Raw genomic sequence first — 25,766 nt, 5'->3', positions numbered from 1 at the left:
AAGAGATGGTTCGCTTGTTCATCCTTTTCGCTTTTGCTGCTGCGACTCTCGTAGGCTGCAGCCCGATTGTTCAAAATGTAAGCCAAGGAACCCCAAAGCCACTACCAGACGGCACCGTGCTGCTGCTGCGTCAAGGCACCACCTATGGCGCAATCGTGCTCGATAGGCAACAAGAGATTCCTGAGCAGGTCAGCTTCACCTGGTACTATCGAAACGACGGCGGTAGCATCCTCGACCCGAATGATCCCAAGGTCACCACAGGTCAAGCTCTATCTCGTGGCCCATCTATTCCAGAAATGCGGTTTGGCACCTTTGTGGTACCGTGGTCTATCGCTGCAACAGGCTTAGGGTATGTATACTATGACCGACTGACGAGCGCGCCTGCACAGCCGAACCAGCTAGAGATAGCAATCACCGATCTCTCAGCGGTGGTTGCTGTTGATGCGGCAAACGCGCAGTGGCACTATCGCTCTGCGCCACCTGCCTACTATACCTATGGCGGCAACTGGTACTTTGATTAGGCCCCGTCGGAAACATAGCCTGTCTGCACGCGGGCAAGGTTGTGCAACACCACATGCATCCGACAAATGGAAGAAAGAGAGCAGCGCCCATGACACGAGCAGCAATCGCGGAGGCCCGCGCCTTCGCAAGCTGGCAGGACTACCAGGATGCCCTCATACGCGCCATCGCGCCGCTCAGCGACGAGCAGCTGCGCGCGCAGGTCATCCCCGGCCAGCGCACGCCGGGGCAACTCGCCGAGCACATCGTCTTCGGGCGGGCGCTGCACCTGCGCCGCACCCTGGGCGAGCAGGCGGCAGCGCTCGCGCCGCTGCTGGCCTGGGAGGAAGGCCCGCCGCGCAGCGCCGCCGAGATCATGCGCGGGCTGGAGCAGACTTGGGGCGTGATCGCGGGCCTGCTGATGCGCGGCTCGCCCGCCGACGCGCTGGGCGAAGAGGACGCGGTGGCCGTGCAGACGATCTGGGGGCTGCTCGACCACGACCTGCCCCACGCGGGCGAGCTGTCGCTGCTGCTGGGTGCGGCGGGGTGGGGCGAGGTGGAGATCTAGCGCGGCGGGGCCTGCATTCTTGACTCACTGGAGATTCTTTACCGCGAAGATGCGAAGGCTCGAAGGGCTGTATCACATTTTTCCTTGAATCTTCGTGCCTTCGCGGTGATTGGTTAGCTTTTTCTTGCTGTCTTGGCGTCTTGGTGATAAACGAATCGGCGCTCGGTCGAGAACGCCTAGACCCTGCCTAGCGCGATCGAGACGGTAGACCGAATGATGGAGGGTTGATAGTATGACAAACACTGTGCCAGCCGAGATCGCGGCTCAGATCGCCCAAACCCTCGGTGTGATCGAGCGCCATCTCGCGCCCAGCCTGCTGGCGGTGCACCTGTATGGCTCCGCGCTGGATGGCGGCCTGAGGCCCCAGAGCGACATCGACCTGCTGGTGACGCTGGGCGCGCAGCCCGACGATCGGCTGCGGCGGGCCGTGATGCGCGACCTGCTGGGCGTCTCCGCGCCGCCCGGCCAGAGCGCAGAGTACCGCGCGCTGGAGGTAACGGTTGTCCTGCGCGATGAGCTCGTGCCGTGGCGCTACCCGCCCCGGCGAGAGCTGCAGTTCGGCGAGTGGCTGCGCGGGGATATCCAGGCGGGCAACATCACGCCAGCCGTCGTCGACATCGACCTGGCCATCCTGCTCACCAAGGCGCGCCACAGCAGCATCGCCCTGGTTGGCCCGGCGGCGGCGAGCCTCTTCGAGCCTGTGCCCGAGGCCGACTTTCGCAGGGTGCTGGCCGACACGCTGGGCACGTGGAGCGCGCCGCCCGACTGGGCGGGCGATGAGCGGAATATCGTGCTCACGCTGGCGCGCATGTGGTACAGCGCGGCCACCGGAAAGATCGCGCCGAAGGACGCCGCCGCCGACTGGGCGCTCGCGCGGCTGCCCGCCGAGCACCGGCCCGTGCTCGCCGAGGCGCGGCTGGCCTACCTTGGCCTCGGCGAAGATCGGCTGGCATCGCGTGGCGATCTGGTGGCGGCGTTCATCCTCTTCGCAAAGCGCGAGATCGCCGAGGTGCTCCGATCTGCGCCAGCCACGCCGAGCGATTTGCCCACGCCGCCATCATCGCGTGGCGCGGCGTGATCAGCTATCGCTGCATGTGCGCACTGTCCTCAAGTCGCATAGGAACCATAAGCGAAACTAACCGCCCCACCCACCCGGCCCATGCGGCGAAGGTGCCGATCACGCAAGCTGGCCCTATGCACGAACACCAGCCACCTGCGGACAGCACGGGAACGCCTCAAATTGGGGGTTCAAAGGGGGCGATGCCCCTTATATGGTGTCACGTTGTACCACGTTTCAAGCCTTTTTTGGCACCCATACCCGATCGATGGCCGATGCACCGCATTGCGATCATCGTACCCGAGCCGATGATCGCAATGATTGACAACGGATGTAGGGGCGGACCTGGTGTCCGCCCCAGCGCGATGCGCCGCGTTCATCAGAACGCGACTCGATGCTCACGGCGCGTTCCGATACGCGCCGTGAGCATCGTATCATCGAACGACCCCCGATGGGCACGATGACCACGGCGTGGGCGGACACCAGGTCCGCCCCTACGGCAATGATCCCATCGTGCGCACGCCTAACCATTACTCGTAATAACCACCGATCATCCCCGGCACGCGGTCTTGCCCCGCATGCCGCATCCCAATGCCCCGCTCATGAAAGTGACACCTGTTGAGGGCATCGCCCCTTTGCGGGGCATCCACCCACCAACCACAAGGAACCGCTATCGTGCATGGCACCCCAACGCAGCAACACCGCCTTTTTGCCAAAGGCGCGCAAACACGGCGAGAACGTAACACCATCCCAAAACCACTGTGACGATAGGCTGATTTCCATCCCCAGGCCGATTCTCGCCCGCCCCACCCCTGCTATACTCCGGCATGTTCCTTCCAGGTGTTCCATCTATCTCGAAGGCGTGATGATGCCATCACAGCATCATTTCTTTAAGCGTGCCCACGCGCCGCAGCGCTCTGCGCGCAGCGCTGCTGGTGGGTTTTGATTTCGACCGTGCTAGCTGGGGCTGATGGCACAGCCGCTGGCGCGAAACACAAGGAGATTGCCTATGGTAGATAGGGATCAGGCGCTGAGCTTTCTTCAGCAGTCGCTCCAGACCCAGGCCGAAAAGTTGTATGGCATCGCGCTAGAAGACCTGCACCTGCGCCCGGCGCACCAGGGTGGCCAGAACATCGTCTACTCCTACACCAAAGATTCCCGCGAGTATATCCTGCGCATATCGTTCCGCAGCGACCGCCCGCCCGAGCAGATCCAGGCCGAGCTAGACTTTGTGCTGTTCCTCTCCGACCACGGCGCGCGCGTCAGCACCCCGGTGCGCTCGCGGCAGGGGCGCTACAGCGAAGTGCTGTGGCTGGGCGAGCGCCCGCTGTCGCTCGTTGTCTTTGAGAAAGCCCCCGGCGACCGGCTGGCGGACCGAGGCTACCAGTACCGCGATGGCGCGCCCATCGAGGAGTACTTCGCCAACTGGGGCCAGACGCTTGGCAAGATGCACCGGCTGGCGCGGCGCTACGCCCCCGACCCATCCAGCGCGCGGCGGGCGCTCCTGGTCGACACCCTGGCAGATCAGACCATCCCTCGCTATGTCCCCGCCTCGCAGCGCCGTGTGCGCGAGCGCTGCGCGCAGCTTATCGAGCGCCTGCGGCAACTGCCCCGCGACGAGGGCGCGTTTGGGCTGATCCACGGCGATTTTAGCGATGGCAACTTCTGCATCGACTACGCGGACGGCACCATCACCGCGTTCGACTTTGATGATGCGGCCTACTGCTGGTTTATGTACGACCTGGCCGACGCATGGCGGGCGGGCACGGGCTGGATCGCCCACGAGGCCGACGCCGAGAAGCGCCGCGCGTTCATGGAGCGGTACTTCGCGACCCTGCTCCAGGGCTATGCAAAAGAGCACACGCTCTCGGGCGAGTGGCTGGGGCGGCTGCCGCTGTTTGTCGAGCTGGTGGCCATAGAGGCCGTGATGAACGAGTTTCGCGCGATCGCCGAGCAGGGCGAGCCGTACGACGACGAGGGCCTGGCCTTCGCGCTGCGGTGCATCGAGGAGGGCATCCCCTTCCTGGGCTTCTTCGACCCCATCTACTCGCACGAGCACCCCTTCCAGCTGCGGTAGCGCGCGATGTCCGCTCAGAGCCTGGCGAACCAGACGCGTGCCAGATCACCAGGCTCTGAGCATCACCTTCTCGCAGCACCCCGGCGGCGCTCGCCCAGCCCGCGCCATAGTCGCCTCGCGCCGCGCCACTACCTGCGCAGGCTGCGCCACATCCTCCTCGCACCGCGCCGCAGCCTGGGTGACATGCGCCGCTACCTGCGCAGACTGCGCCACGATCTCTTCGCACCGCGCCACTACCTGCGTGACATGCATCATGTCAGAATCACGCTGCAACAGGGCATTTCTTAACATTTCTCGCACGCTATCGCGTTGCAGCAGGTTATATGCGCACTGCGGCAGGTCATTTATGAGAAACGGCGAGTCATTTTCAGGCTGCACAAGGTGCGTTCTGACATGAATCAGGTCAGGGCGCAGCGCGGCAAGTCGTGTTCAAACATATTTATGTTGTTTTCCAATTGTGCGAGGTATGTTCTGACATGTTTCATGTCAGAATCGCGGCGCGTGAGGGCCTTTTTGTCACGCGGCACGTCATCTCCTGACATGGGCAGGCATGCGCTCGGCGCGGGGGCAATGGGCGGGGCCTGCGCGCGCCCGGCCCACAGCGCGATCATCCTTTTCCACCGTAGGGGTAGCCCTGGTGGCCGCCCGACATGCGTTCTATGATGAACCCAATGCATGCAATGTGGGCGGGCATAAAGCCCGCCCCTACGGTGCCCGCCTTTTGCCTCGCGCTCGCGCCTAGAACCGGACCAGATCGCCCACGCGCACGGGCAGGCCGGTGGCGAAGGCCTGATTGGCCGCGATGCCGGTGAGGATGGACATTGCGCCATCGACGTGGTTGGCGGCGCGGCCCAGCGGGTCGCTCTGCACGCCCTTGAAGATATCATCGAGCATGCGGCGGTCGCCGCCGCCGTGGCCCGCCTCGCTGCTGTCGCCCAGCTCCACCTCCACCGGCCTGCCCCACAGCGGGCGGATGACCAGGCTGGCCGTCTCGCTCAGCTCGGTGGAGGGGCTGTCACGGATCTCGGGCAGGTTGCTGTCGTCGCTGGAGCCGCTGACGTACGAGTTCTCGTGCACATCGTACTCCAGCCGCCCCTTGGTGCCGTTGAAGGCCACGCGGAAGCCCTCCCAGGGCGCGTAGGCCGTCAGGTGGTAGCTCATCTGGGCGCGGCTGCGGTAGCGCACCAGCACGGCCATATCGTCCTCGATCGAGATGCCATCGCCGAACACGCTCTGGTCGCGCACGTAGCCATCCTCGGCCTCGGCCTCCAGGTACATGCGGCGCAGCGCCTCATCCGACTCCAGGCGGATGGCGAAGGGGTCGCGCTCGGCCACGGGGCGACCGTGGGCGCGGTCGTAGAAGGCCGTCGCGCCGCGCTCCTCGGCGTTCTCGCGCCCGTAGAACAGCAGGTCGCCCATGGCGTACACCGTCTCGGGCTGGGAGCCGAGCCACCAGTTCACCAGGTCGAAGTGGTGGGTGGCCTTGTGCACCATCAGGCCGCCCGAGTTGCGCTTGTCGCGGTGCCAGCGGCGGAAGTAGTCGGCCCCGTGGACGGTGTCGAGCAGCCACTCGAAGTGGACCGAGCGCACCGCGCCGATCGCGCCGCTCTGCAGCACCTCCTTCACCTTCGAGTTGCGCGGGGCGTAGCGGTAGTTGAAGGTGACGCGCAGCTGGCGGCCCGTGGCCTTGATCGTATCGAGGATGTCCTGGCAGCGCGGGGCCGTCATGGTCATCGGCTTCTCGCTGATCACATCGCAGCCCAGCTCCATGGCGCGGATGATATAGCGGTGGTGGGTGCGGTCGATCGACGTGACGATCACGCAGTCCACGCGCTGATCGCGCACCATCTCATCGAACTGGTCGGGCTTGTAGGTAGGCACCGGCGGCGCGGCCAGCGTGGAGGCGTAGTAGTGGTTATAGTAGTCCATGCGTGTCTGGTTGACATCGCAGAAGGCCACCAGCTCGGAGGTGTCGGCGTAGTCCTTGAGCAGGGCCGTGGTGAACATGCGCGACCGCGAGCCAAGGCCGACAACCGCATAGCGCGTGCGTACTGACATTGTGTGGAACCTCCTCCTTGCGCCAGGGGTGCGGCGGTGGGCAGCGCGCCCGCATCAGCCCTTCAGGCCGGTGGTGCTGATCCCCTGCACAAGGTAGCGCTGAAAGAACACGAACAGAATAAGCGACGGCAGCAGCGAGAGCGACGACATCGCGAAGATCGCGCCCCAGTTGGTGGCCGTCGAGGGGTCGGCAAAGTTGCGCAGGGCCAGCGAGACCGTGAACAGCCTCGGCTCATTCAGGTAGAGCAGCGGCCCAAAGAAATCCTCCCACGTCCAGTAGAACGAGAACAGCGCCGACGTGATCAGGGCGGGCAGGATGAGCGGCAGGATGATACGGAAGAAGATGCCCACCTGGCTGCAGCCATCGATCTCGGCGGCCTCATCCAGCTCGCGCGGCAGGCCGCGGATGAACTGCATCATCAGGAAGATAAAGAAGGCCTGGCCAAAGAACTTGGGGGCCACCAGCGGCAGGAAGGTGTTGACCCAGCCGATGCTGCTAAACACGATGTACTGCGGGATGATCTGCACCTGGGTGGGCAGCATCAGGGTGAGCAGCATGCACACGAACCAGAAGCGCCGCCCCGCGAAGGGGATGCGCGCGAAGCCGTAGGCCACCAGCGCCGAGGAGGCGACCACACCCACGGTGGATGCCACGGCGATAGTGAGCGAGTTGAGGAAGAACGTGCCGAAGGTGATGCCGCCGAAGCCCGCCCAGCCGGTGCGGAAGTTCTCCCATGTGAAGGGCTGGGGGATGAGCGAGCCGACATCGGTGAAGATCTCGGTGCCTTCCTTGAACGCGCTAGCCAGCATCCACAGCAGCGGGTAGAGCATCACCACGCCCAGCGCGATGATCAGCAGCTGCATGGCGGCCCGGCGCAGCATACGGCCCACGCGGCGGCGCGTGCGGGGGGCGGTGATCGCGGCGGCCATCAGCTCTCCTCCTTCGAGTCGTCGTAGTAGACCCAGCTGTTCGAGGATGTGAAGATTATAGCGGTGAAGAAGGCCACGATCAGCAGCAGCACCCAGGCCATGGCCGAGGCGTAGCCCATCTCGCGCTGGCTGAAGGCCTTCTGGTAGAGATAGACCGAGTAGAACAGCGCGCGCTGCAGCGGCCCGCCGTTGGGAGCGATGATAATACCCTGGGTGAAGACCATGAAGCCGCTGATGATCTGCATCACCAGGTTGAAGAAGATCACCGGGCTGAGCATGGGCAGCGTGATGTGCACGAAGCGGCGCACCGGGCTGGCCCCATCCATTGAGGCAGCCTCGTAGAACTCGGCGGGGATCTGCTTCAGCCCGGCCAGGAAGATCAGCATGGGCGAGCCGAACTGCCAGACCGCCAGCAGGATGAGCGGCACCAGCACGGTGCGCGGGCTGCCCAGCCAGTTGGGGCCGTCGATGCCCAGCGGGGCCAGCATGGTGTTCACCAGGCCATCGCCGCCGAAGATCAGCCGCCACATCACCGCCACCGCCACGCTGCCGCCCACCAGCGAGGGCACATAGTAGACCGCGCGGTACAGGCCGATCAGGCGGAACGAGTGGTTCATCAGCAGGGCCACGCCCAGCGCGAAGATCAGGCGCAGCGGCACCGAGAAGAACACGTAGAAGAGCGTGGCCTGGGTCGCGTTCCAGTAGCGCTTGTCGACAAACATCTGCTGGAAGTTCTCGACCCCGACCCAGCGCGGCGGCGAGAAGATGTCGTAGCTGGTGAAGGCGAGGACGAAGGAGACCACAATCGGGACAAGCGTGAACACAAAGAAACCAATCAGCCACGGAGAGATAAACAGGTAGCCCATCACATTGTTGAAGCGCGCTCGGCGACCCGCCTTGCGCCGCCCTCGCACGGCGTCGCTGGCGTGTGGGACAAGGATACTCATCTCGTGCCTCGTGTCTTCTGGCGCGCTGGGGCCGCCGGGCAGCCCCAGCGCGTCCGGCTTGCTATGGGCCTACCTACTTGCCCGCCAGGATGGCGCTGACCTGGGTGCGGAGCTGGGCCGCCGCATCCTCCGCGCTGATCTCGCCGTAGAGCAGCTGGTCGATCAGCGGGTTGTAGACCTCGGCCACGATCTTGGCGTGGGTGGGCGGGTCGGGCGGGTTGATCGGCGCGGCCACCGCCTCGACCTCGGCGATGTACTTGAACACCTGCTGCTGCATGGGCGGCAGGTCGGTCTTGATCGCCGTGCGCACGGCCGGGATGATCGGCACGCCGCGCTCGGCGGCCAGGATCTGGTTGGCCTCGGGCGAGTTGAGGAAGAAGTCGATGAACTGGGCGGCGGCGGCGGCATTCTTCGACTTGGCCGGGATGGCGAAGAACATCGACGGCTTGAGGTAGAGGCTCTCGCTGCCGCCATCGAGGCGCGGGGTCTGCACCAGGGCCAGCTCGCGACCCTTCACCGCATTGGCCACAGCCACGGCCTGGTTGCTCCAGGTGAACAGCATGGCCGACTTCTCGCTGACGATCAGCGACTCCTCAAGCGAGGGCGTGCCACGGGCGGCGTCGAACTCGCGGGTGGGCATCGCGCCGGAGGCCTGCATGTCCAGCAGCAGCTGGAAGAACGCGGCGACCTGGCTGTCGTCGGTGTAGCCAAGGCCGGTGCCCTGGTCGTTGTAGATCCACTTGCCGCGCTCTTTGAGGTAGAGCTTGAGCATCTCTATGTTGTAGAAACCCTCGACGCCATAGATGCCGAGCTTCTGGTGGATGGTGTCGGCGGACTTCTGGAAGTCGGTCCATGTCCAGTCGGCGGTGGGGGCCTCAAGGCCAGCGGCCTTGAACTTGGCGGGGTCGTAGAGCACCGTCAGGGCGTTGGTGCCCAGCGAGATGCCGTAGATCTTGCCGCCCACGCGACCGCCGGAGAGCTGCTCGTCGGCCACATCCTCCAGCTTGATCGTGCCGTCGGAGACGTAGGGGTCGAGCGGCAGCAGCAGGCTCTGCGAGACCCACTCGCCGATGCGCGAGTAGTCGTGCTGCACCACATCGGGCAGGTTGCCGCCCGCCGCCTGGGTGGACAGCTTGGTCCAGTAGTCGTCGAAGTTGCTATATTCAGAGACGATCTTGATATTGGGGTGCGATTTCTCGAACAGCTCGATCACTTTGAGCGTGCGGTCGTGGCGGTTCTGCGAGCCCCACCAGGCCACGCGCAGCTGGATCTGGTCGCCGCTGGCGGTGGTCTCGCCAGCCGAGGTGGCGGCGGCGGCGGGGGCCGCGGTGGCCTGGGTGTCGGCGGGGGCTGGCTGGGCCGAGGGCGAAGCCCCGGTGCCAGCGGTGCCGCATGCGGCCAGCAGCCCGCAGACCAGCAGCACCATGCTGTGCTTGATCAGCTTCATCAGACGCCTCCTTGCAGTATAATAGTATCTCCATTGACGATGTTGTCAGGCAGGGCCCATCCTGGCGCTCTGCTCAGCCGGGACGAGCAGGAACTGGTTCTCGCCATGCCGCGCGGGTGCGCATGCAGGAGCTTACTGCCCCAGCCGCCCCATGTCGCAGTGGGGGCGCTCGGGCAGACCGTAGAGTGGTGGCGTTGTACATGGCTACAATAGCACACCAGCGCGCGCGGTGATAAGTGCTCAAGTCCACTCCATGTCCCCTGCAAGTCCACAAACGCCTATGCCGACAAGCCCACCCCCGCCCACCCGAGAAGCCTTCGCCCGCTGGGTCCAGGAGGCGCTGCAGCGGCTCTACGACCTGCCCTACCTGCAGAAGCACCCGCTGGCCGATGTGCTGGCCGCCGCCGAGCCGGATCGGCTGCAGCGCGTGCCGCACCTGCGCCGCGCGCTGCTCGACGCCATCCACTCGCTGGCCCCGGCCCAGGGCGCGCAGGCCCAGTCGCCCGACTGGCGGGCCTACCGCATCCTAGAGCTGCGCTACATCGAGGGCCTGACGCCGCCAGAGGTGATGCAGCAGCTGGCGCTGAGCCGAAGCTACTACTTCCGCGAGCAGGCCCGCATGCTGGATGCGCTGACCACCACGCTCTGGGAGCGCTGGCAGCAGAGCGCCCAGGCGGCCCCAGCCGAGGAGGCCAGCCCCTCGCGCGAGCAGCTGGCCTACGCCGAGGCCAGCAGGCTGGCGGCCCAGACCAGCGGCGAGCATGTCGACCCGGCGGATGTGCTGCAGCAGCTCGCACCGCTGGTCGAGTCGCTGGCGCACAGCCAGGGCAAGCGGGTGCAGGTCGACATGCCCGCGCAGCTGGTGCCGCTGCGCGCCGACCGCGTGCTGCTGCGCCAGGCGCTGGTCACCGCCATCACCTACGCGCTCGACATCGCCACCGATCAGGCGGTGCGGATCACCGGCTTCAGCGAGCGGCGCGCGGCGGGCATTGCCATCCATGTGGCCGGCGCGCCCGAGGCCGCGCAGCCGGGGCGCGGGCTGGAGGTATGCGCGCAGCTGATGCAGGCGCTGGGCGGCGAGCTGCAGGTCGAGCACACATTTGGCGGGCTATGGCAGGCCCGCCTGGCCTGGCCCACCGAGGCCATCCACACCCTGCTGGTGGTCGACGACAACCAGGATTTCGCCAACCTGTTCCGGCGCTACCTGGCCAGCCACAGCTGGCGCGTGGTGGGCGCCGCCGACGGCGAGCAGGCCCGGCAGGCGATCGCCGAGCACCTGCCCACCGCGATCATCCTGGATGTGATGATGCCGCGCGAGGACGGCTGGGAGCTGCTGATGGCGCTGCGGGCCAGCGAGGCCACGCGCACCACGCCGGTGATCATCTGCTCGGTGCTGAACGAGCCTCGGCTGGCCCAGGCGCTGGGGGCCGACGGCTACCTGACCAAGCCGGTCAATCAGCAGGCGCTGCTGCGGGCGCTGGCCCCCTTGGCCCAAGCTGCTGCCAGCCAGGGGCCAGCGCGCTGAAGGCCGCGTCGATCAGCCGCACCAGCTCGCCCAGGCCAAACTCGGCCTGGCGGCGCAGCTGGATGGCCCCGCCCAGCGGCACGCTCAGGTAGTCCTGGCCCTGCCCGGCGATCGCCACCACCGGCGTGGCGGCCAGCTCGCCCGACTGCGCGATCTGCTCCAGCAGCGCGTGGCCGTCGGCCCGCTCCATGTGCAGGTCGAGCAGCACTATATCGGGGCGCTCATCGCGCAGCACGCGCATGGCCTCGGCGTGGTCGTGGGCGGCCAGGCACGACTCAGCGGGGATGTACGAGTGCAGCATGCGCTGGAGCAGCTGCACCATCTTCGGCTCGTCATCCACGATCAGCACGCGGCGGATGGGCCGCTGGATCTGCTCGATCACGCGCACCAGATCCTGGCGCGCCACCGGCTTGGTCAGCAGGGCGATCGCGCCCATAGCCAGGGCGGCGTGGCGGCTGCTGGGCAGCGTGCAGCGCAGGATCGGCAGCGCCTCGGGCGCGCCCTCAAGCTGCAGCTCCGCATCCACCACCACGCCGATCGCCTGGACATCGCGGGCCAGGGCCAGGCCCTCGGCGGCGGTGCGCGCGCCGACCACGCGGTAGCCATCCAGGTGGCGCTGCAGCAGCGCCACCACCTGGGCATCCTCGTGCACCACCACTAGGATGCGCTCGGTCGAGGCCAGCGGCACCAGCGGGTGCCAGCGGGCCTGCTCGCCCGATGGGGCGTCGTCGGCAGCGGTGGCCTGCAGCGGCAGGCTGATCCAGAAGGTGGTGCCCCGCCCCAGCTCGCTCTCCACCCCCATCTCGCCGCCGTGCAGCGCCACGAACTTGCGGCTGATCGGCAGCCCCAGGCCGCTGCCGCTGTGCCAGGCCGAGACCGGCGGCGCGCTGGTGCGGAACTCCTCGAAGATCATGGGCAGCTCGTGGGCGGGGATGCCGCGCCCGGTGTCGGACACCCGCAGCACCACGCGCTCGCCCTCGCGGGCGGCCTCGACGGCCAGGTGGCCGCGCTCGGTGAAGCGGGCCGCGTTCACCAGCAGGTTGAGCAGCACCTGGCGGATGCGCAGCCTATCGATGTGCAGCCGAGGCAGGTCGGGCGCGATCCGCACGCGCAGCCCGATGCCCTTGGCGCTGATGTAGTCGCGCATGGTGTCGACCGCATCGCCGATCAGGCCGGGCAGGTCGACATCCTCGCGCACCAGCGTGATCTTCCCCGCCTCGATCCGGGCCAGATCCAGCACATCGTCCACCAGGGCCAGCAGGTGCTGGGCGCTGCGGTAGATCGCGTTCAGGTCGCTGCGGTAGGGGCCGGGCAGCGGCATGCCGTAGCTCTCGGGCGAGGTGATGATCACCTCGCTGAAGCCGACGATCAGGTTCAGCGGGGTGCGCAGCTCGTGGCTGACATTGGCCACGAACTCGGCCTTGAAGCGCTCGGCCTCCTCGGCCTGGTTGCGGGCGGCCACCAGCGCCACGTTGGCCCGCTCTAGGCGGTAGTAGGCGTGGTCAAGCGCCTTGAGGGTCTGGGCCAGCTCGGCGCGGTGGCTCTGGGCGGCGGCGGCGTGGCCGCGCGCCTGGTCGTAGCTGGCCAGCGACCACTGGGCCACCGTGGCCAGCGAGCGCGTGGCCGTCCAGCCCAGCAGCCCGGCGATGGCCGCGCCCACCACCAGCCCCGCCACGCTGGCGGGCGGCAGCGGCGGGGCCAGCAGGCCCGCACCCGCGAGCGCGGCCAGGGCAACCACTAGCGCCAGCGCGGCCAGCCCAGCCGCCCAGCCAAACGAGATCACGGCGATTAGAGGCAGCAGGGCCGCGAGGAGGGCCACCTGGGGCTGCTGGAACAGCGCCACAGCCAGCGCCAGCAGGGCCGCGAGGCCCACCTGCCACAGCGCACACGACAGCAGCGGGCGACGCGGCAGCAGGCGCAGCGCCGCGTAGCACAGCGGCGCGAAGCCCAGGCTGAGCAGCCAGACCCTGCCCCCGATCTCTAGCGGCCAGAGCACGGTGGCGACCAGATGCCAGGCTAGGTAGATCGCGGCCAGCATCGACATCACATCGTGGGCGGTCGAGCGCAGCAGCTCGCGGGTGGAGACCGCCAGCTCGGGGCTAAGCGCCGCCGTGCGGTCTTGTGACTGCCACATAGATGCCTCGCTTCTCTGCACGCGCTGTTTGGTCCTCTGTCGGCGCTGTATCTTAGCACGCCCGCCCGATCTCGACAATCGCGGGGACGGGAGAATCGTTTACCACGAAGGCACGAAGGCACGAAGAGAACAAAAGAACCGTTTTACCACCAAGACTCCAAGACACCAAGGCAACAAAAGGTCTCGGAAAACGCGCAGCGCCAACCCTTCCCACCCGGCCCATGCGGCGAAGGTGCTACTCCTGTCAACTGGCCATATACACCAACACCAGCTGCCAGGAAACAGCGCAAAGACGCCTAAAATTGGAGTCCAGGGGCCAGCCCCTCAACAGGTGTCACGTTTTTGTGCGGGACTTCTCGATGCGGCATATGACGAAAGAACGCGTGCCAAGCTATGCACCGCATGTGAGATTGAGAATCTCATCCACCTGGCCCATACGGCGAAGGTGCCGCTGATGTTTTGCTGGCCATATGCACGAACACCAGCCGCCAGCATTCGGCATAGGAATGCTCAACATTGGGGTTCCAAGGGGGCGTAGCCCCTCAACAGGTGTCACTTTTTGTGCGGGGCTTCTCGATGTGGCATATGACGAAAGAACGCGTGCCAAGCTATGCACCGCATGTGAGATTGAGAATCTCATCCACCTGGCCCATGCGGCGAAGGTGCCGATAGTGTTTTGCTGGCCATATGCACCAACACCAGCCGCCAGCATTCGGCATAGGAATGCTTCAAATTGGGGGTTCGAAGGGGGCGACGCCCCCTCGCGGGGTTGCTAGGGGCAGGCCCCTAGCCGCCGCCCGCGTAGGGCATCCACCCACCGAACACGTACCACCGCTATCGCTGATGGGAAACACCTCGAAAAAGTGACACCATGTGAGGAACCCTCATGATCGAAGCCGCAGGAGATCAGTCCGATCTTCCGACCTGACGCAATCCCCTTCCGACCTGACGCAATCTGGCTCCGCGATGCTTTTAGTGAAAGATTTCTCATCCCCAGCCCTCCCCCAGCCCCAAAACAGCCAGTGGACTAAGAGCGGACTTTATTGAGACTTGCGCCCTTCCCCGCATTCCCCCCAACCTGCTATGATAGGCCGCACAACCTCTCTTTCAACTGAGCTATGCCGAGGGGCCAGGGCGGCTGCGACGCCGGGAGCGCCGGGGGCGTGGCACGGCCTGCGGCACAAGGAGCGCGATGATGGGCAGACCTTTGCGGGTCGCGGTGGTGGGCAGCGGCATCGGCCAGCATCACATCGACGCATACCAGCGGCTCGCGGGCGACTTCGAGGTGCTAGCGCTATGCGATCTGGATGCGCAGCGCGGGCAGGCCGTGGCCGCCAGCCATGGCATCCCCCGACTGACGGGCGACATCGCCGAGCTCTACGGCATGGAAGACATCGACGTGATCGACCTCTGCACGCCGCCCTATCTGCACTTCGAGCAGATCCGGCGCGGCCTGGCGGCGGGGAAGCACGTGATCTGCGAGAAGCCGCTGGTCGGCTCGCTGGCCGAGGTGGATGCGCTGCGCGCCGCCGAGGCCGAGTCGGGGCGGCGCATGATGCCGATCTTCCAGTACCGCTACGGGCGCGGCCTGCAGCGGCTGAAGCATCTTGTGGATGCGGGCGCGGCGGGGCAGGCCTACCTGGCCACGGTGGAGGTGGCGTGGCGGCGGCGGGCCGAGTACTACGCGGTGCCCTGGCGCGGCAGGCTGCGCACCGAGCTGGGCGGCACGCTGGTGAGCCACGCGCTGCACGCGCTCGACATCCTGCTCTACATCCTCGGGCCAGCCCGCCGCGTCTACGCCCGCACCGCCACTATGGTCAACGCGGTGGAGGTGGAGGACTGCGCGGCGCTCACCATCGAGTTTGCCAGCGGCTGCCTGGCCAGCGTGGGCGTCACCGTCGGCTCGCCCGCCGAGATCACGCGCCACCGCTTCAGCTTCAGCGGCCTCTCCGCCGAGAGCAACGACCGCTCGTACTCGAACACCGGCGAGCCGTGGGTGCTCACCCCCGACACGCCCGAGCGCGGCGCGCAGATCGAGGCCGCGCTGGCCAGCTTTGTGCCCCAGCCCGAGGGCTTCGACGGCCAGTTCGCGCGCTTCGCCCAGGCCCTGCGCGAGGGCGGCGAGCTGCCAGTGAGCCTGGCCGACGCGCGGCAGGCCCTGGAGCTGATCACCGCTATCTACACCTCGGCGCGCAGCGGCAGCCCGATCGACCTGCCTATCGACAGCGGCGACCCGGCCTACCACGGCTGGGTCGGCGGGCAGCACGAGTGATTGGAAAGGCGAGAACGATGACAACGACGACCATCGGGATCATTATGAACGGCGTGACGGGGCGCATGGGCACCAACCAGCACCTCATCCGCTCGATCGTGGCCATCCGCCAGCAGGGCGGCATCGCGCTGCCGGGCGGCGACGTGCTGTACCCCGAGCCGGTGCTGCTGGGCCGCAGCGCCCACAAGCTGCAGGCGCTGTGCGCGGCCCACGGCATCGAGCGCTGGAGCACCGACCTAGATGCGTGCCTGGCCGACCCGGCCAACACCATCTACTTCGACGCGCAGACCACCGATAGGCGCGCGGCGGCGGTGAGGGCCGCGATCGCCGCTGGCAAGCACATCTACTGCGAGAAGCCGATCGCCGCCGACCTGGGCGTGGCGCTAGAGCTGGCGCGGCTGGCCCGCGCGGCGGGCGTAAAAAACGGCGTGGTGCAGGACAAGCTGTGGCTGCCCGGCCTGCGCAAGCTGAAGCGGCTGGTGGACAGCGGCTTCTTCGGCCAGATCCTCTCGGTGCGCGGCGAGTTCGGCTACTGGGTGTTCGAGGGCGACTGGCAGACTGCCCAGCGACCCTCGTGGAACTACCGCGCCGAGGACGGCGGCGGCATCATCATCGACATGCTCTGCCACTGGCGCTACGTGCTGGACAACATGTTCGGCCCGGTGCGCGCCGTCTCGTGCCTGGGCGCAAACCACATCCCGCGCCGTGTGGACGAGCAGGGCCAGCCCTACGCCGCCACCGCCGACGATGCGGCCTACGCCACCTTCGAGCTGGATGGCGGCATCATCGCCCAGATCAACTCCTCGTGGTGCACCCGCGTGTACCGCGACGAGCTGGTGGTGTTCCAGGTGGATGGCACCGAGGGCAGCGCCGTGGCCGGGCTGCGCGACTGCAAGGCCCAGCACCGCGCCCACACCCCCAAGCCGGTCTGGAACCCCGACATCGCCAACCCGATCGACTTCCGCCAGACTTGGATGGACGTGCCCGACAACGCCAGCTTCGACAACGCCTTCCGCGTGCAGTGGGAGCTATTCCTGCGCCACGTGGCGCTGGGCGAGCCGTTCCCGTGGGACTTCCTAGAGGCGGCCAAGGGCGTGCAGCTGGCCGAGCTGGGGCTGCGCTCCTGGCAGGAGCGGCGCTGGCTGGATGTGCCCGAGCTGGCGCTGTAGGAGGCCGCAATGTCACTGACGATACAACTCCCCCGCTCCGGCGGCAGGCTGGAGCCATATACGCTGAGTCCGCCAGCCTCGTTCCCCACCCCCGGCAGCCCGCCGCGCTCGCGGGTCGCCTACGCCGCAGCCCACGTGGTCTGCGACCCGCTGGCGGACTCCAACCCCACCACCGACATCCGGATCGACTGGGATGCCACGCTGGCCTACCGCCACCATCTGTGGGGCCTGGGCTTCGGCGTGGCCGAGGCCATGGACACCGCCCAGCGCGGCATGGGCCTGGACTGGCCCGCGACCCGCGAGCTGATCCGCCGCTCGCTGGCCGAGGCCCGCGCGGCGGGCGGCCTGATCGCCTGCGGGGCTGGCACCGACCAGCTGGCCCCCGCCCCCGGCGTGACGCTGGATGCGGTGCGCGCCGCCTACGAGGAGCAGTGCGACTACGTGGAGGGCCAGGGCGGGCGGGTCATCCTGATGGCCAGCCGCGCCCTGGCCGCCTGCGCCAGAGGGCCGGAGGACTACCTGAGCGTCTACAGCCACATCCTCGGCCAGCTGCGCCAGCCCGCCATCCTGCACTGGCTGGGCGACATGTTCGACCCAGCGCTGGCGGGCTACTGGGGCGCGCGCGATCTGGACGCCGCCATGGACACCTGCCTCCAGCTCATCCGCGAGCACGCCGACAAGATCGACGGCGTGAAGATCTCGCTGCTGGATGACCAGCGCGAGGTGGCCATGCGCCGCCGCCTGCCGCCCAGCGTGAAGATGTACACCGGCGACGATTTCAACTACCCCGCGCTCATCCAGGGCGACGAGCAGGGCCACAGCCACGCGCTGCTGGGCATCTTCGACGCCATCGCGCCCGCCGCCGCCGCCGCGCTCCACGCGCTCGACGTGGGCGACACGGCGCGCTACCAGGCCATCCTCGCGCCCACGGTGCCGCTCTCGCGCCATATCTTCCAGGCCCCCACCTACTACTACAAAACCGGCGTGGTATTCATGGCCTACCTGAACGGCCACCAGTCGCACTTCCGCATGGTGGGCGGGATGGAGAGCGCGCGCTCGCTGGTGCACCTGGCCGAGCTGTTCGTGCTGGCCGACCGCGCCGGGCTGCTGCGCGCCCCCGCGCTGGCCGCCGAGCGCATGCGCCGCGTGCTGGCCGTGGCGGGGGTGGTGGAATGAGCGCGCTCACCGACCTTAGCAGGCTGAGCCTCAACCAGGCCACCACCCAGCGCTGGGGCGTGCGCGAGGCGGTGGAGGGCTGCGCCCGCGCTAGCATCCCGTGGCTGGGGCTGTGGCGCGACAAGGTGGCCGCCGCCGGGCTGGCCGAGAGCGCCCGCATGGTGCGCGACGCAGGCCTGCGCGTCTCTAGCCTGTGCCGGGGCGGCTTCTTCCCCGCGCCCGGCGCCGCCGAGCGCGCCGCGCGGCTAGATGACAACCGCCGCGCCGTGGACGAGGCCGCCGCGCTGGGCACCGACCTGCTGGTGCTGGTCTGCGGCCCCGCCCCCGACCGCGACATCGCCGCCGCGCGCGCCATGGTCGAGGAGGGCATCGCCGCGCTGCTGCCCTACGCCGCCGAGCGCGGCGTGCGCCTGGCCATCGAGCCGCTGCACCCGGTGTTCGCAGGCGACCGCTCGGTGATCGTCACCCTGGCCGAGGCCAACGCCCTGGCCGAGCGGCTGCGCTCGCCCTGGCTGGGCGTGGCCATCGATACCTACCATGTCTGGTGGGATCCCGAGCTCTACGCCCAGATCGCGCGGGCCGCGCCGCACCTGCTGGCCTTCCACGTCAACGACTGGCTGGCCCCGCCGCCCGACCCGCTGCTGGGGCGCGGCATGATGGGCGACGGCGTGATCGAGATCCGGAAGATCCGCGCCGCCGTCGAGCGGGCGGGCTACCACGGCCCGATCGAGGTCGAGATCTTCAACCAGGCCATCTGGGACACCCCCGGTGACGAGGTGCTGGCCACCATGTGCCAGCGCTATCTCGCGCACGTCTAGCAGATCGCGGCATCGCCGTGCGGAAAAGAGGGGCGGCAGCTGCCCCTCTTTTCCTATGCCCGCGAAGGCGCGAGAGATTTTTCTGCCTTCGTCATAGTGTCCCTTGGTGTCTTGGAGCCTTGGTGGTAAAGAATCTGCTGTCTGAGACAGCGCACCTCTTGACATTCGCCCCACCACGCAGTACCATGCGTGAACGATATGACCGTTTAAGCAATTTTAGTCATATCGTTCAAAAGAGGAGCTATGGACGAAGACACCACCGCCGAGCTAGGCAAGCGCAGCGAGCGCGAGCAGCGCATCCTGGATGTGGCGGCCACACTGGTGCTGCGCTGGGGCTATAACAAAACCAGCATCGACGACATTGCGCGGGCGGCAGGGGTGGCCAAGGGCACCATCTACCTGCACTGGAAGACCCGCGAGGAGCTGTTCGGCGCGCTGGTGCGCCGCGAGCGCCAGATCATGAGCGCCGACTTCCGCCGCGCCATCGCCGAGAACCCTGGCCACGCCAGCCTGCACGGCATGATCTACCACAGCGCCCTGGCCCTGCTGCGCCGGCCTCTGCTCAAGGCCATCCTGCTGGGCGACGCCGAGATCCTGGGCAAGCTGGTGCACACCGAGCAACACAGCACGCTCTACCACGAGCGCATCGAGGCGTTTGGCACCTACCTGCGCCTGCTGCGCGAGCACGGGCTGGCCCGCACCGACTTGTCGCTCACCGAGCAGATCTACACGCTCAGCGCCATCTTCATGGGGCATCTACAGATCGGCCCGCTGATGCCCCAGGGCTTCGAGCTGGGCGACGAGACACTGGCGGGCCTGATCGCCGAGGCGGTGCGCCGAACCCTTGAGCCAGCCGACCTGCCCGCCACAGCGGCGCGGGATGCGGGCGAGGCCCTGCAGGTCTACTTTCGCCAGCGCGCCGCCAGCGAGGGAGAACATCATGGATGATCGATTTATCTTTACGCTTGGGGCAGGCCCGCTCAGCATCGAGCAGGCGGGCGGCAAGGGGGCCTCGCTGGCGCGCCTGTGCGCGGCTGGCCTGCCGGTGCCCGAGGGCTTTGTGGTGGGCACGGCGGCCTACGCACAGTTTGTAGAAAAAAATGGCATCGGCGCGGCCATCCAGGCCGCCGTCGCAAGGGTAGCTGCGGGCGATCTTGCGGCGCTTGAGGCGGCTGAACGATCAATCTCAGCGCTATTTACCCAGCCGATGCCCGAAGGGATCGCCCAGCCCATCCTAGCCGCCTACGCCGCGCTGGGCGAGCACGCGCCCGTGGCGGTGCGCTCCTCGGCCACCGCCGAAGATCTGGGCGACCTCTCCTTCGCCGGGCAGCAGGAGTCCTTCCTGAACATCGGCGAGGCCGAGGCGCTGCTGGATGCCATCCGGCGCTGCTGGGCCTCGCTCTGGTCGGCCCGCGCCATCGGCTATCGCGCCCAGCACCATGTCGACCAGGCCCAGCTGCGGCTGGCCGTGGTGGTGCAGCGCATGGCCCAGGCCGATGCGGCGGGCGTGCTGTTTACCGCCAACCCGCTGAGTGGCGCGCGCGACGAGCTGGTGATCAACGCCGCATGGGGCCTGGGCGAGAGCCTGGTGAGCGGGCAGGTGACGCCCGACACGCTGGTGGTGCGGCGGGCCGACTTCACGGTGCGCGAGCGCAGATTGGCCGCCAAGCAGACCATGGTGGTGCCCGACAGCAGCGGCACGCGCCAGCAGGCCGTGCCCAGCGATCAGCAGGGCAGCGCATCCATCAGCGACGCGCAAGCGGCCCAGCTGGCGCGGCTCGGCGCACAGATCGAGCAGCTGTACGGCACACCGATGGACATCGAGTGGGCCATCGGCGGCGGCCAGATCGCGGTGGTGCAGGCCCGCCCGATCACCACGCTGCACGGCCCCGCGCCCGAGGTCTGGAACGACAGCCTCGCTATCGACGCGCTGTGGAGCAACGGCAACGTGGGCGAAGCCGTACCCGACGTGATGACGCCCGCCACATGGTCGCTGGTGCAGATCTTCATCCGCGACACCATGGCGATCTCCGACGTATCGGGCTACCGCCTGATCGGCAACATCGGCGGGCGCTTCTACATGAACATGAGCGTGCTGGCGACGCTGGCCAGCACCTTTGGCATGGGCAGCGACGCCTTCCACGAGGCCAGCGGCCAGACCTTTGGGCGCATCCCCAGCGGCGTGACCACGCCCATCCTGCCGATCGGGCGCTGGCAGATCATCCGCGAGATCCTGCCGATCGCCATCCGCATGCGCCGCCGCGTGGCCCGCAGCAAGCCGCTGCTGCCCGGCTTCTTCGCCCGCGCCCCGCAGCAGTGCGAGGCGCTGCGCCAGGCCATCGCCGCCGCCCAAAGCCCGCAGCAGCTCGGCCAGATCTGGCACCAGCGGCTGATGCCGTTCTTCCACGAGGCCAGCCGCATGCTGGAGTCGGCGGCGCGCAGCGACGGCGGCGTGCTGGTGTGGGTGCGCCGCGAGCTGGGCAAGCTGGCCAGCGAGGCCGACACCAACGCCCTGCTCTCCGGCCTGAGCGCGGGCAGCGCCGAGCTGGCCAGCCTGGGTCTGCTGGTGGGGCTTGGCAAGCTGGCGCGCGGCGAGATCGACCGCGCCAGCTTCGCCCGCCAGTACGGCCACCGTGGCCCCCACGAGCTAGAGATCAGCGCGCCGCGCCCCGGCGAAGACCCGGCGTGGGTGGATGAGCAGCTCGCGGACATGGGCCAGACCGATCTGGGCGAGCTGCTGCGCAGGCAGGAGCAGCGCCAGGCCGAGGCCTGGGCGCGGCTGGCCCAGGCCCACCCGCGCCGCGCCCGCCGCATCCGCAGGCGGCTGGCCCAGGCCACCGAGGCCTTCCGCAGCCGCGAGCTGGCGCGCAGCGAGGTGGTGCGGGTGTTCTGGGCGCTGCGCGATTTTGCGCTGCGGGCGGGCGAGCTGTGCGGGGTGGGCGAGGATATCTTCTACCTAACCATCGATGAGATCCTCGCGCTGCTGGGCGGCGACCAGGCCGCGCTGGACCGCATCCCCGCGCGCCGCGCCGCCTACCTGCACTACCGTGCGCTGCCTGCCTACCCGGCGGTCATCCGCGGGGCCTTCGACCCCGACGCCTGGGCCGCCGACCCCAGCCGCCGCAGCGATGTGTACGACGCAACCCAGCAGGCCAGCCAGCCCAGCGCCGAGGTGCGCGGCTTCCCAGGGGCGCAGGGCGTGGTGGTGGGTCGCGCCCGCGTGCTGCACCAGGCCGAGGAAGGCGGCCAGCTGCAGAGCGGCGAGATATTGGTCACCACCATCACCAACGTGGGCTGGACGCCGCTGTTCCCACGCGCCGCCGCCGTGGTGACGGACGTGGGCGCGCCGCTCTCGCACGCCGCGATTGTGGCCCGCGAGCTGGGCATACCGGCGGTGGTGGGCTGCGGCAACGCCACCATGCGGCTGCACACCGGCGACCTGCTGCGGGTGGATGGCGCGCGCGGCACCGTGGATGTGATCGAGCGCGCCGGGGCGTAGGCCAGCAGCGCCGCCATATGTTAGGCAGAGAAGGCAGATGAGAGTGTCGACGCACCTTCGCCGTTGCACGCAAACCATGCAGAAAACGAGCACCGCGCCCACAACGCACATGAGCCATAATCACTGCTCCACCTTCCCCAGTCGGCCCATACGGCGAAGGTGGCGCTCGTGCACACTGGCCATATGCACGAACATCAGCCGCCATTTCTCAGCACGGGAACACCCTAAATGGGGGTTCGAAGGGGGCATCGCCCCATCGCAGGGTTGCTCGGGGCTGGCCCCTAGCAACCCTGCGATGGGCACACACCCAGCAGCCAAAAGGAACCCTCATCATCGAAGCCGCAGCAGGCCGGGCCGACTAGGCATTGCCGACGGCCAGCTCATCCTAGCTCTCGTCCTCTTTTCACTTGGAGTCTTGGTGGTAAAGGAATATACGAGCCTCCCACTGCTCTACCCCAAGGCCGATTTCGCCCCGCCTAATCCCCCGCCGCACAAAAGCACAACACAACGATAACCCCAGCTTAATACAAGCCGCCTACACTACCTCAACAATTCTGGCCCGAAACGAACACGTATGCGGGCAGCCTATGAGGTTGGTATGCTGCAACTCTCGCGCCTGATCGGCGCACTCTTTCTGTCTATCGCTCTGATTGCCACGGTGGGCAAGGTGCTAGGTGCGCCTGTGGGAAATGGGATTGCGAATGTGCCTATCGGCCCCGCCGCCGAGCCGGTGACGATCACGATCTGGTATGGCACCGAGAAGCGCGACTGGCTGGAGGCGGCCAAGCAGCGCTTCGAGGCGAGCGGCGCGGCGGTGGGCGGCCACCCCATCCAGATCAAGCTGGTGGGCAAAGGCTCCGCCGAGATGGCCGAGCAGATCGGGCGCGAGCAGTTTGGCAGCGTCGACGGCCAGCCCACCGTAGCCAGCCCCGCCGCCAGCATGTGGCTGCCCGTGATGGATCAGGAGTGGCAGGCTAGCCACAGCGCCAGCATCCTGGCCGCTGGCGAGGCCGCGCCCAGGCCGCTGGTGCTCACGCCGCTGGTGCTGGTGGCTTGGCAGGAGCGCGCCCAGGTGCTCTGGCCCGGCGGCGCGCGCGACGGCCAGTTCTGGGATCGCATCCACCAGGCGCTCACCGCGCAGAGCTGGGCGGCCATCGGCGGCAGCCAGAGCTGGGGCCAGGTCAAATTTGGCCATACCTCGCCGCTGCTCTCCAACAGCGGCGCGCAGGCCCTAGTGCTCATGGCCTATGGCTACCACCACAAGGCCAGCGGCCTGAGCGTGGCCGATGTCACCGACCCCGCCTTCATCACATGGCTCGGCCAGATCGAGTCGACCGTACCGCAGTTTGGCGAGAGCACCGGCACCTTTATGAATGAGATGGTGCTGAAGGGGCCAGGGGCCTACGACATGGCCTTCGTCTACGAGAATCTGGCCATCGGCCAGGTGGACGCGCAGACCAGCAACGGGCGGATCGAGCAGGCCGAGGGGCGGCAGGGGCAGCCGCTGCACATCTACTACCCGCCCGCCACCATCCTGAGCGACCACCCCTACGCCGTGCTGAGCGCGCCCTGGGTCACGCCCGATCAGCAGGCGGCGGCCATCCAGTTCCGCGATTTCCTGCTGGGCCACGAGCAGCAGCAGCAGGCGCTGATCTACGGCTTCCGTCCGGCAGACCCGAACGTGGCGATCAGCAGCAGCGACCCCAGCAACCCCTTCACGCGCTACCAGAAGTACGGCGTGCAGGTGCAGATCGATCAGCAGGTCGAGTCGCCGCCGGCCCAGGTGATCAGCGAGCTGCTGGAGGTCTGGCGGCGCGGGCGATTTGAGTAGAGGGAGCACCAATATGCGAACATTGCAACACTGGCTGTGCGCCTTGCTGCTGGCCAGCCTAGCCGGGTGCGGCGGCAGCAGCGGCGGAGCGGCGGGCGATGCCCCGCCGAGCAACGCCCTAACGATCACCATGTTCTACGGCAGCGAGAAGCAGGCCTGGATGGAGGATGTCACCCAGCAGTTCAACAGCCAGCAGGTACAATCAACCAGCGGCAGGCCGATCTACGTCAGTGCCACCCCGCTTGGCTCCGCCGAGTCGATGGAGCAGATCCTCAGCGGCGCGGCCCAGCCTACGATCTGGAGCCCGGCCAGCGGTGTGCTCATCCCCGTGGCCAACGAGCGCTGGGCCGCATCGCACAGCGGCGCAAAGCTGGTGGAGGGCAGCCCCACCGCGCTGGTGCTCAGCCCCGTGGTGATCGCCATGTGGCAGCCGATGGCCAAGGCGCTGGGCTGGCCCGAGCAGCCGATCGGCTGGGCCGACATCGCGGCTATGACCAGCAGCGGCAAGAGCTGGGCCGACTACGGCCACCCCGAGTGGGGCGCGTTCCAGTTCGGCCACACCCACCCCGGCTACTCCAACAGCGGCATTGCCAGCATCCTGGCTACCGTCTACGCCGCCGCAGGCAAGACGCGCGGCCTTACCGCCGACGATGTGCGGCAGCCCGCCACCGCCGAGTTCCTAGGCAAGGTCGAGAGCGGCGTCATCCACTATGGCGAGAGCACCGGCTTCTTCGCCAACCAGATGTTCACGCGCGGCCCGGCCTACCTCTCCGCAGCGGTCATGTACGAAAATCTGGTGGTGCAGTCCTACGATACCACGCGCTACCCCAGCAAACCCATGCCCGTGGTCGCGATCTACCCCAAGGAGGGCACCTTCTGGAGCGACCACCCCTACGCCGTGCTGAGCGCGCCCTGGGTGGATGACGAGCAGCGCGCCGCCGCGCAGTCTTTCCTCCAGTTCCTGATGGAGCGGCCCCAGCAGGAGAAGGCGCTGGCCTACGGGTTCCGCCCCGGCGATGCCAACCTAGCGGTCGGCGCGCCGATCACCGCCGCCAACGGCGTCGACCCCGCCCAGCCCAAGACCCTGCTGGAGGTGCCCAGCGCCGAGGTGATCGAGGCCGTGCAGGCGGCCTGGAAGCAAAACAAGAAGCGCGTGGATGTGATGGCCGTCCTGGACACCTCGGGCAGCATGCAGGATGAAAACCGCATGGAGCTGGCCAAGACCGCGCTCAAGACCTTCATGGCCCAGCTCGACGACGAGGACGGCCTCGGCCTCACCACCTTCAGCACCGAGGCCACCGTGGTCAGCCCGATCTCGCCGCTGGGGCCGAAGCGCCAGCAACTGGCCGACACCATCGGCGGCCTGTTCGCCCAGGGCGACACGCGGCTCTACGACACGGTGGGCGAGGCCTACACCCCGCTCCAGGCCGAGCCGCCCGGCGACCGCATCCGCGCGGTGGTGGTGCTGACCGATGGGCAGGACACCCAGAGCCAGCGCTCGCTGGAGGCGCTGCTTCAGGAGTTTCGCAAGGACACCGAGGGCCGCAGCATCAAGGTCTTCACTATCGGCTTTGGCGCGGGGGCCGATATGGGCATCCTCACGCAGCTGGCCGAGGCCACCGGCGCGAAGAGCTACCACCCCGACGACACCACCACCATCGAGAAGATCTACAGCGACATCGCCACTTTCTTCTAGGCACCCAGACGCACGATGCCCCGCCCACGTCTTCGTTGGGCGGGGCATTGTGCGCTCGGCAGCG

19 protein-coding genes are annotated in these 25,766 nt (G+C 67.6%); 13 read left to right on the top strand and 6 right to left on the bottom strand.

Annotation, left to right across the window (positions count from 1 at the left end; genetic code table 11):
- The first annotated feature begins 5 nt into the window (after window positions 1-5).
- The 4 genes from F8S13_20560 (at window position 6) to F8S13_20545 (ending at window position 4,200) form a co-directional block, all read left to right on the top strand.
- Window positions 6-521: a hypothetical protein gene (locus F8S13_20560; GenBank protein KAB8141194.1), complete on the top strand. Its 516-nt coding sequence runs from the start codon at window positions 6-8 to the stop codon at window positions 519-521.
- Between the two features lie 53 nt (window positions 522-574).
- Complete coding sequence (locus F8S13_20555; protein ID KAB8141193.1) at window positions 575-1,066, top strand: DinB family protein; 492 nt, start codon at window positions 575-577, stop codon at window positions 1,064-1,066.
- Window positions 1,067-1,298: 232 nt separating this feature from the next.
- Window positions 1,299-2,144 carry an AadA family aminoglycoside 3''-O-nucleotidyltransferase gene (gene aadA / locus F8S13_20550; GenBank protein KAB8141192.1) on the top strand — a complete coding sequence of 282 codons (846 nt, stop codon included), beginning with the start codon at window positions 1,299-1,301 and terminating at the stop codon, window positions 2,142-2,144.
- A 949-nt stretch (window positions 2,145-3,093) separates the two neighbouring features.
- Window positions 3,094-4,200, top strand: coding sequence for a phosphotransferase (locus tag F8S13_20545; GenBank protein ID KAB8141191.1), 1,107 nt, complete (start codon window positions 3,094-3,096; stop codon window positions 4,198-4,200).
- 45 nt (window positions 4,201-4,245) lie between these two features.
- Here the strand turns inward: F8S13_20545 and F8S13_20540 are convergent, their stop codons facing one another.
- The 5 genes from F8S13_20540 to F8S13_20520 all read right to left on the bottom strand — a co-directional run bounded on the left by F8S13_20540 (window position 4,246) and on the right by F8S13_20520 (window position 9,582).
- Complete coding sequence (locus F8S13_20540) at window positions 4,246-4,473, bottom strand: hypothetical protein (protein KAB8141190.1); 228 nt, start codon at window positions 4,471-4,473, stop codon at window positions 4,246-4,248.
- Window positions 4,474-4,938: 465 nt separating this feature from the next.
- Window positions 4,939-6,258: a Gfo/Idh/MocA family oxidoreductase gene (locus tag F8S13_20535; protein KAB8141189.1), complete on the bottom strand. Its 1,320-nt coding sequence runs from the start codon at window positions 6,256-6,258 to the stop codon at window positions 4,939-4,941.
- Window positions 6,259-6,312: 54 nt separating this feature from the next.
- Window positions 6,313-7,140, bottom strand: a complete 828-nt coding sequence (locus F8S13_20530; protein KAB8141236.1) for a carbohydrate ABC transporter permease — start codon at window positions 7,138-7,140, stop codon at window positions 6,313-6,315.
- A gap of 47 nt (window positions 7,141-7,187) precedes the next feature.
- A complete protein-coding gene (locus tag F8S13_20525; GenBank protein ID KAB8141235.1) occupies window positions 7,188-8,054 on the bottom strand; it encodes a sugar ABC transporter permease in 867 nt (288 codons plus the stop codon).
- Window positions 8,055-8,208: 154 nt separating this feature from the next.
- Window positions 8,209-9,582, bottom strand: a complete 1,374-nt coding sequence (locus tag F8S13_20520; protein KAB8141188.1) for an extracellular solute-binding protein — start codon at window positions 9,580-9,582, stop codon at window positions 8,209-8,211.
- A gap of 253 nt (window positions 9,583-9,835) precedes the next feature.
- Here F8S13_20520 and F8S13_20515 point away from each other — a divergent pair, with 253 nt between their 5' ends.
- Window positions 9,836-11,107: a response regulator gene (locus F8S13_20515; GenBank protein KAB8141187.1), complete on the top strand. Its 1,272-nt coding sequence runs from the start codon at window positions 9,836-9,838 to the stop codon at window positions 11,105-11,107.
- Here F8S13_20515 and F8S13_20510 read toward each other — a convergent pair.
- Entirely contained in the window at window positions 11,034-13,241 is a 2,208-nt protein-coding gene (locus F8S13_20510) for a response regulator (GenBank protein KAB8141186.1), read from the bottom strand. The genes F8S13_20515 and F8S13_20510 overlap by 74 nt on opposite strands.
- A gap of 1,195 nt (window positions 13,242-14,436) precedes the next feature.
- On the opposite strand from F8S13_20510, the gene F8S13_20505 reads away from it, so the two are divergent.
- From F8S13_20505 to F8S13_20470, 8 genes are all read left to right on the top strand, one after another.
- Window positions 14,437-15,513, top strand: coding sequence for a Gfo/Idh/MocA family oxidoreductase (locus F8S13_20505; protein ID KAB8141185.1), 1,077 nt, complete (start codon window positions 14,437-14,439; stop codon window positions 15,511-15,513).
- Between the two features lie 17 nt (window positions 15,514-15,530).
- Window positions 15,531-16,682, top strand: coding sequence for a Gfo/Idh/MocA family oxidoreductase (locus F8S13_20500; protein ID KAB8141184.1), 1,152 nt, complete (start codon window positions 15,531-15,533; stop codon window positions 16,680-16,682).
- A 9-nt stretch (window positions 16,683-16,691) separates the two neighbouring features.
- The gene (locus tag F8S13_20495; GenBank protein ID KAB8141183.1) at window positions 16,692-17,858 is read left to right on the top strand and encodes a dihydrodipicolinate synthase family protein; all 1,167 of its coding nucleotides are present in this window, start codon (window positions 16,692-16,694) and stop codon (window positions 17,856-17,858) included.
- The gene (locus tag F8S13_20490) at window positions 17,855-18,676 is read left to right on the top strand and encodes a sugar phosphate isomerase/epimerase (GenBank protein ID KAB8141182.1); all 822 of its coding nucleotides are present in this window, start codon (window positions 17,855-17,857) and stop codon (window positions 18,674-18,676) included. Before F8S13_20495 ends, F8S13_20490 begins: the two co-directional genes overlap by 4 nt.
- Window positions 18,677-18,919: 243 nt before the next feature.
- Complete coding sequence (locus F8S13_20485) at window positions 18,920-19,624, top strand: TetR/AcrR family transcriptional regulator (GenBank protein ID KAB8141181.1); 705 nt, start codon at window positions 18,920-18,922, stop codon at window positions 19,622-19,624.
- Complete coding sequence (locus tag F8S13_20480; GenBank protein ID KAB8141180.1) at window positions 19,617-22,175, top strand: pyruvate, phosphate dikinase; 2,559 nt, start codon at window positions 19,617-19,619, stop codon at window positions 22,173-22,175. Before F8S13_20485 ends, F8S13_20480 begins: the two co-directional genes overlap by 8 nt.
- A 598-nt stretch (window positions 22,176-22,773) precedes the next feature.
- Window positions 22,774-24,006 carry an ABC transporter substrate-binding protein gene (locus F8S13_20475; GenBank protein ID KAB8141179.1) on the top strand — a complete coding sequence of 411 codons (1,233 nt, stop codon included), beginning with the start codon at window positions 22,774-22,776 and terminating at the stop codon, window positions 24,004-24,006.
- Window positions 24,007-24,019: 13 nt separating this feature from the next.
- On the top strand, window positions 24,020-25,702 hold the full coding sequence (locus F8S13_20470) for a VWA domain-containing protein (GenBank protein ID KAB8141178.1): 1,683 nt from the start codon (window positions 24,020-24,022) through the stop codon (window positions 25,700-25,702).
- The last annotated feature ends 64 nt before the right edge of the window (window positions 25,703-25,766 follow it).

This window comes from Chloroflexia bacterium SDU3-3 (assembly GCA_009268125.1).
Classification (GTDB): Bacteria; Chloroflexota; Chloroflexia; order Chloroflexales; family Roseiflexaceae; genus SDU3-3.
This window is presented reverse-complemented; position numbering and strand designations above follow the sequence as displayed.